Source organism: Streptomyces sp. WG7 (assembly GCF_049975785.1).
Taxonomy (GTDB): domain Bacteria; phylum Actinomycetota; class Actinomycetes; order Streptomycetales; family Streptomycetaceae; genus Streptomyces.
This window is the reverse complement of sequence record NZ_JBNGGE010000093.1, coordinates 1-7,054: the sequence shown is the minus strand read 5'-3', so window position 1 is coordinate 7,054 and position 7,054 is coordinate 1. Positions and strand designations below refer to the sequence as shown.

1 protein-coding gene is annotated in these 7,054 nt (G+C 72.4%); it reads left to right on the top strand.

All coding sequences use genetic code 11. The features are described 5' to 3' along the window. Positions 1 to 7,054 (top strand): amino acid adenylation domain-containing protein (locus ACP4J0_RS37915; RefSeq protein ID WP_426603904.1); only part of this gene is annotated, 7,054 nt, incomplete at both ends.

Sequence of the window (7,054 nt, the reverse complement as noted above, 5' to 3'; positions counted from 1 at the left end):
TGCGGACGGTCTTCCCCGACCTCGACGGCGAGCCCTACCAGCACATCCTCACCCCCACCGAAGCCCACCTCACCCTCACCGTGGAGGACGCGCGGTCGGTGGAGCGGCGGGATCGGCTGGTCCACGACATGGCACGGCACGGATTCGAGCTGGACCGGGAAATGCCGCTGCGCGCGACGCTGCTGACGACGGGGCCCGACGAGGCCATGCTCATGCTGACGTTGCATCACATCGCCGGTGACGGCTGGTCGATGGCGCCCCTGGCCGAGGACCTGGTGACCGCCTACGCGGCCCGGCGTGACGGCCGATCGCCGCAATGGTCCGAGATGCCGGTGCAGTACGCCGACTACGGCCTCTGGCAGCACGAACTGCTCGGCGAGGACACCGACCCCGACAGTCTGCTGCGCCGCCAGGCCGCGTACTGGACCGACCACCTGCGCGGCCTGCCCGACGTCGTGTGCCCGCCCACCGACCGGCCGCGGCCGTCCGAGGCGTCGCACAACAGTGAGATGCTGCCGTTCGAGATCGACGCCTCGACCCATGCCATCCTGCGGGAGCTGGCGCGGGCCCACGGGGCGACGCTGTTCATGGTGCTCCACGCGGGCCTCGCCGGGTTGATGTCGCGGCTCGGTGCCGGCACGGACATCGCGGTGGGCTCGCCCATCGCCGGCCGCACCGACGAGGGCCTCGACGACCTGGTGGGCTTCTTCGTCAACACCCTCGTCATGCGGACCGACACCTCGGGGCGGCCGTCCTTCGCCGATCTGCTGGCGCAGGTCAGGGAGACCAGCCTGGCCGCCTACACCCACCAGGACATTCCCTTCGAGTACCTGGTGGAGAAGCTCAACCCGCAGCGCTCCACCGCCCACCACCCGCTCGTCCAGGTCATGCTCACCCTCCAGAACACCGCGGAGGTGCGCTTCGACCTGCCCGGGCTCCAGGCACGGCTGGAGAACCCGGGGCAGGGCAGCTCGCAGTTCGACCTGCTGCTGAACATCGGCGAGACCTTCGACGAGAACGGCGGTCCGGCGGGCATCACCGGCTTCGTCGAGTACGCCACCGACATCTACGACCCCGACACCGTCGCGGCGTTCGGGGCCCGGTACGTACGGCTCCTGAACACCGCCGCGGCCGCCGCGGACCTGCCGATCGACACCCTCGACCTGCTCGCCCCGGAAGAACGCCGGCAACTGCTCGGCTGGTCGGGCGCGCACGGCTCGGCCCGGCCCGATCCGCTCACCCTGCCCGGCCTGTTCGCCGAGGCCGTGCGGCGCGCCCCGACGTCCCCGGCCGTCGTACGCGGCGGCGAGGAGCTGACGTACGCCGAACTGGACGCATGGTCGAACCGGATCGCGCGGCTGCTGGCCGACCGCGGCCTCGGTCCGGGCCGGCGGGCGGCGCTGCTGATGCGACGCGGACCCGGCCTCCTCGCCGCCCTGCTGGGCGTGCTGAAGACCGGCGCGGCCTACGTGCCCGTGGACCCCGACTACCCGGCGGACCGGCGGGCGTACATGCTCGGCGACGCGGAACCGGCGGTGGTGCTCGACGACGAGTGGGTCCGACAGGACCTCACGGACTGGCCCGACACGGGCCTCGGCATCACCGTCGACCCGGCGTACACCGCGTACGTGATCTACACGTCCGGTTCCACCGGCCGCCCCAAGGGCGTCGAGGTCACCCACGCCGGGATCGCCGGGCTTGCGGCGGCCAAGCGGGCCGCCTTCGCGCTGCGCCCCGGCGACAGGGTGCTCCAGTTCTCACCGTCCAGCTTCGACGCCATGGTCTCCGAGATGGTGACCACCTTCAGCGCCGCGGCGACCCTGGTGGTGCCCGAGGAGACCGGCATCGCCGGAGGGGAGCTCGCCGAGCTGCTCCAGCGCGAGCGGATCACCAACGCGACCCTCCCACCGTCCGTCCTGGTCACCCTGGAGGACACCCATGGGCCGGACCGGCTCACCGGACTGACCACGCTGGCTGTCGCGGGCGAGGCATGCCCGCCCGACGTGGCCGCGCGGTGGGCCCCGGGACGCCGGATGATCAACGCGTACGGGCCCACCGAGTCCACCGTGGGCGCCGCGATGAGCCAGCTGCCGGCCGGCCGGGAGACCGGAGTGGTGCCGATCGGGCGGCCCCTGCCCGGACTGGCCGGGCTGGTGCTCGACGAGCGGCTCGAACTGGCCCCGGCGGGCGTGTGGGGAGAGCTGTACGTGTCGGGGGCGGGCCTGGCGCGTGGCTATGTCGGCCGCCCCGGCCTGACGGCCGAACGGTTCGTCGCCTGCCCCTTCACCGGCCCCGGCGCGCGGATGTACCGCACGGGCGACCTCGCCCGCTGGAACGCCGACGGCCGGCTGGAATACCTCGGCCGTGCCGACGACCAGGTGAAGATCCGCGGCTTCCGGATCGAACCCGGCGAGATCGAGGCCGTGCTGCGCGGCCGCCCGGACGTCGCCCAGGCCGCCGTGACCGCCCACGAACAGCAGGACGGCGTGAGCCGGCTCGTCGCCTATCTGGTGCCGGAGGAGGGGCGCGAACTGTCGGTGCCGGCGGTACGGGACGCGGCGCGCCACCGGCTGCCCGACTACATGGTGCCCTCGGCCTTCGTCGTGCTCGACGCCGTGCCGCGCACGCCGAGCGGCAAGCTCGACCGGGCCGCGCTGCCCGCCCCCGACTTCACGAGCACCTCCAGGCGGGCCGCCCGCACACCGCAGGAACAGATCCTCGCCACCCTCTTCGCGGACGTCCTGGGTGTTCCGGTGGTGGGCGTGGACGACGACTTCTTCGGTCTGGGTGGTCATTCGTTGTTGGCGACCCGGTTGGTGAGTCGGGTGCGTGCGGTGCTGGGGGTGGAGTTGCCGTTGCGGGCGTTGTTCGACGCGCCGACGGTGGCGGGGCTCGCGGGTCGGTTGTCTGACGCGGGTTCGCGTCCGGTGCTGGAGCGGCGGGAGCGGCCGGAGGTGCTGCCGTTGTCGTTCGCGCAGCGCAGGCTGTGGTTCCTGTACAAGTTCGAGGGCGCGTCGGCGACGTACAACATGCCGCTCGTCCTCAGGCTCACCGGGAAGCTGGACATCGGCGCTCTGGAGGCCGCGCTCAACGATGTCATCGCGCGGCACGAGCCGCTGCGCACGATCTTCCCCGACACCGACGGACAGCCCTACCAGCGGGTACTGGACGCCGCGGACGTGCGCCTGCGACTGACGCCGGAGCCGGTCCCCGGAGACGGGCTCGACGCACGGGTGGAGGAGTGCGTCCGCCACCGCTTCGAACTCGACCGCGAGATCCCCGTCCGGCCCAGGCTGCTCAGCACCGGCCCGGACGCCCACATCCTCGTGCTGACCATCCATCACATCGCCGGGGACGGCTGGTCGCTCGGCCCGCTCGCCGACGACCTCAAGAGCGCCTACACCGCCCGCCGCGAGGGAGGGCGGCCGAGGTGGTCCGCACTGCCGGTGCAGTACGCCGACTACAGCCTCTGGCAACAGGAACTGCTCGGCGACGACACCGACCCCGACGCCCTCTTCGCCGGCCAGGCGGCCTACTGGGCCGAGCACTTGGCGGGCCTGCCCGAGGTCGTGAGCCTCCCCACGGACCGGCCGCGGCCCCCCGTCGCGTCCAAGCGCGGCGCCGAGGCCCGATTCACGCTCGACGCCCCCACACACGCCGCGCTGCGGGAGCTGGCCCGCTCGGCGGACGCCACCCTGTTCATGGTCCTGCACACCGGCCTCGCGGCCCTGCTCTCACGGCTGGGCGCCGGCACGGACATCGCGGTCGGCTCGCCCATCGCCGGACGCACCGACGAGAACCTGGACGAGCTGGTCGGCTTCTTCGTCAACACCCTGATCCTGCGCACCGACACCTCCGGCGACCCCGCGTTCGCCGATCTGCTGGCACAGGTCAGGGAGACCAGCCTGGCCGCCTACACCCACCAGGACATCCCCTTCGAGTACCTGGTGGAGAAGCTCAACCCGCAGCGCTCCACCGCCCACCACCCCCTCATCCAGGTCATGCTGGCCCTCCAGAACAACGCGGACCTGCGCTTCGACCTGCCCGGCCTGCACACCCAGCTCCTCGCCCCGGCCCCCGGCGGCTCACAGTTCGACCTCACCCTCAACCTGGTCGAAGGCTTCGACGAGGACGGCGGGCCCGCCGGGCTGACCGGCGTGATCGAATACGCCACCGACCTCTACGACGCCGCCACCGTGGACGCATTCGCGGCCCGCTGGACCCGCCTGCTGGCCGCCGCCGCCGAGGACCCGCACCGCCGCGTCGGCGCACTGGACATCCTCGACCCCGACGAACGGCGCACCCTGGACACGTGGAGCACATCGCCCCGCACCGAGACGGAGGCGACCCTCCCCGAACTCTTCGAGAGGCAGGTGCGCGCCACCCCGCACGCACCCGCGCTGATCGACGCCGACGGCACGGTCTCGTACGCCGAGCTCGACGCGCGCGCCAACCAGATCGCCCACTGGCTCATCACCCGAGGCGCGGGCCCCGAGTCACCGGTCGGCGTCGCCGTCAACCGCTCCCGAAACCAGATCGCCGTCGTCCTCGGCGTCCTCAAGGCCGGAGCGGCCTACCTGCCGATCGACCCCGGACATCCCGCCGAGCGGATCGCGTACCTGATCTCCGACGCCCGGCCCGCACTGGTGCTGGCCACCCGGCCCGTGGACGTGCGGGTGCCGCTCTCCCTCACCGACGACCCCGCTACCGCCGCCGCGTGGGACCGGCAGCCGACGCGGGCGCCCCGGGACAGTGACCGCACGGCACCCCTGTGCCCGTCCAACGCCGCGTACGTCATCTACACCTCGGGCTCCACCGGCACCCCGAAGGGCGTGACCGTCACCCACGCGGGCCTCGCCGGCCTGACCGCCACCGCCGAGCGCTTCGGCCTCGGCGAGGGCAGCCGCACCCTTCAGTTCACCTCGTCCAACTTCGACGTGTCCGTGATGGAACTCCTGACGGGCTTCACCGTCGGCGCCGCGCTCATACAGACCGGCACTGAGCACCTGGTCGGCGACGAGCTCGCCGCCGCGCTCGCCACCCACCGGGCCAGCCACCTCTTCATCCCGCCGTCCGTCCTGGCCACCCTCCCGGCCTCCGCCGAGTCCGCCCTGCCCGACCTGAGGTCCCTGGTGGTCGCGGGCGAGGCCTGCCCGCCCGCCCTGGCCGCACGCTGGTCCGCAGGACGCCTGATGATCAATGCCTACGGCCCGACCGAGGCCACCGTCTACGCCACCACCAGCCCGCCGCTCACCGGGGCGAACGCCCCCATCGGCACACCGGTCGTCGGTGCCCGCGTGTTCGTCCTGGACGGCGGCCTGGCCCCCGTGCCACCGGGCGTACCCGGCGAGCTGTACCTGGCGGGCCCGGGCCTCGCGCGCGGATACGTCCGCCGGCCGGGTCTGACGGCGGAGCGGTTCGTGGCGTGCCCGTTCGACGTGCCGGGCGGCCGGATGTACCGCACCGGTGACGTCGTCCGCTGGAACACGGACGGTCAACTCGAGTACCTGGGCCGGGTGGACGACCAGGTGAAGATCCGCGGGTTCCGGGTGGAGCCGGGCGAGGTGGAGGAGGCCCTGCGGCGGCTGCCCGCGGTGGGCCAGGCGGTCGTGGCACCGTTCGTGCACGGGGGCGAGTTGCGGCTCGCGGCATACGCGGTCCCCGTACCCGTGCCGGACGCCGAGGTGACCCCCGCGTCACTGCGCGCGGAACTTCAGGGCGTACTGCCGGGCTACCTCGTGCCGTCCACGGTCATTCTGCTGGACGCGCTGCCGCTGACACCGAACGGAAAGATCGACCGGGCAGCACTCCCCACACCGCAATACGCCGGGAACACCGCGACAGCGCCCCGCACACCGCAGGAGGAGATCCTGTGCGGCCTGTTCGGGGACATTCTGGGGGTGCCGTCGGTCGGGGTGGACGACAGCTTCTTCGACCTGGGTGGTCACTCGCTGCTGGCGACGCGTCTGGTGAGCAGGATCCGTCGCGTCATGGGCGTCGAACTGCCGCTGAGGGTGCTGTTCGAGGCGCCGACCGTCGCGAGGCTGGTACGTCATCTGGATTCGGGACAGGTGCGTCCGGCGCTGGAGGCGCGTCCGCGTCCGGAGTCGCTGCCGTTGTCGTACGCCCAGCAGCGGCTGTGGTTCCTGCACAAACTCGAAGGCCCCTCGGCGACCTACAACATGCCCTTCGCCCTCCGCCTCACCGGCGACGTCGACCACGACGCGCTGGAGGCCGCCATCAACGACGTCGTGGCGCGCCACGAGTCCCTGCGCACGGTCTTTCCCGAGAGGGAGGGCAGGCCGTACCAGTGCGTGCTGCCGGAGGACGAGGCCCGGGTGCCCCTCACCGTCGAGCCGGTCACGGAGCCGGCCGTCACCCCTCGTATCGCCGCGACCATCCGGCACGGCTTCCGCCTCGACCGCGACGTCCCCGTCCACGCCCACCTGCTCGACATCACCGGGAGCGACGACGCGGTCCTGGTGCTGGTGCTCCATCACATCGCGGGGGACGGGTGGTCGGCGGGCCCGCTGGCACGGGACCTGGTGGCGGCGTACGCGGCCCGCTCGGGAGGCGAGGCCCCGGCATGGCCGGCGCTGCCGGTGCAGTACGGGGACTACACCGTGTGGCAGCACGAGGTACTGGGGGACGTGGACGACCCGTCGAGCGTGGTGGGCGGCCAGTTCGCTTACTGGGCTCGTCAGTTGGAGGGCACGCCGGAGGAGGTGACGGTGCCGGGGGACCGGCCGCGTCCCGCTTCGGCGTCGTACGAGGGCGAAGTGATCGGCTTCGAGATCGGCGCCGACCTGCACGCCGGGCTGCGGGACCTCGCGCGGTCCGCTGACGTCACCCTGTTCATGGTGCTGCACGCCGGACTCGCGAGCCTGCTGTCACGGCTGGGTGCGGGATCGGACATCGTCGTCGGTTCGCCGGTCGCGGGACGGATGGACGAGGGGCTGGACGACCTCATCGGCTTCTTCGTCAACACGTTGGTGGTGCGGACGGATGTGTCGGGTGATCCGTCGTTCGGTGAGTTGTTGGGGCGGGTGCGTGA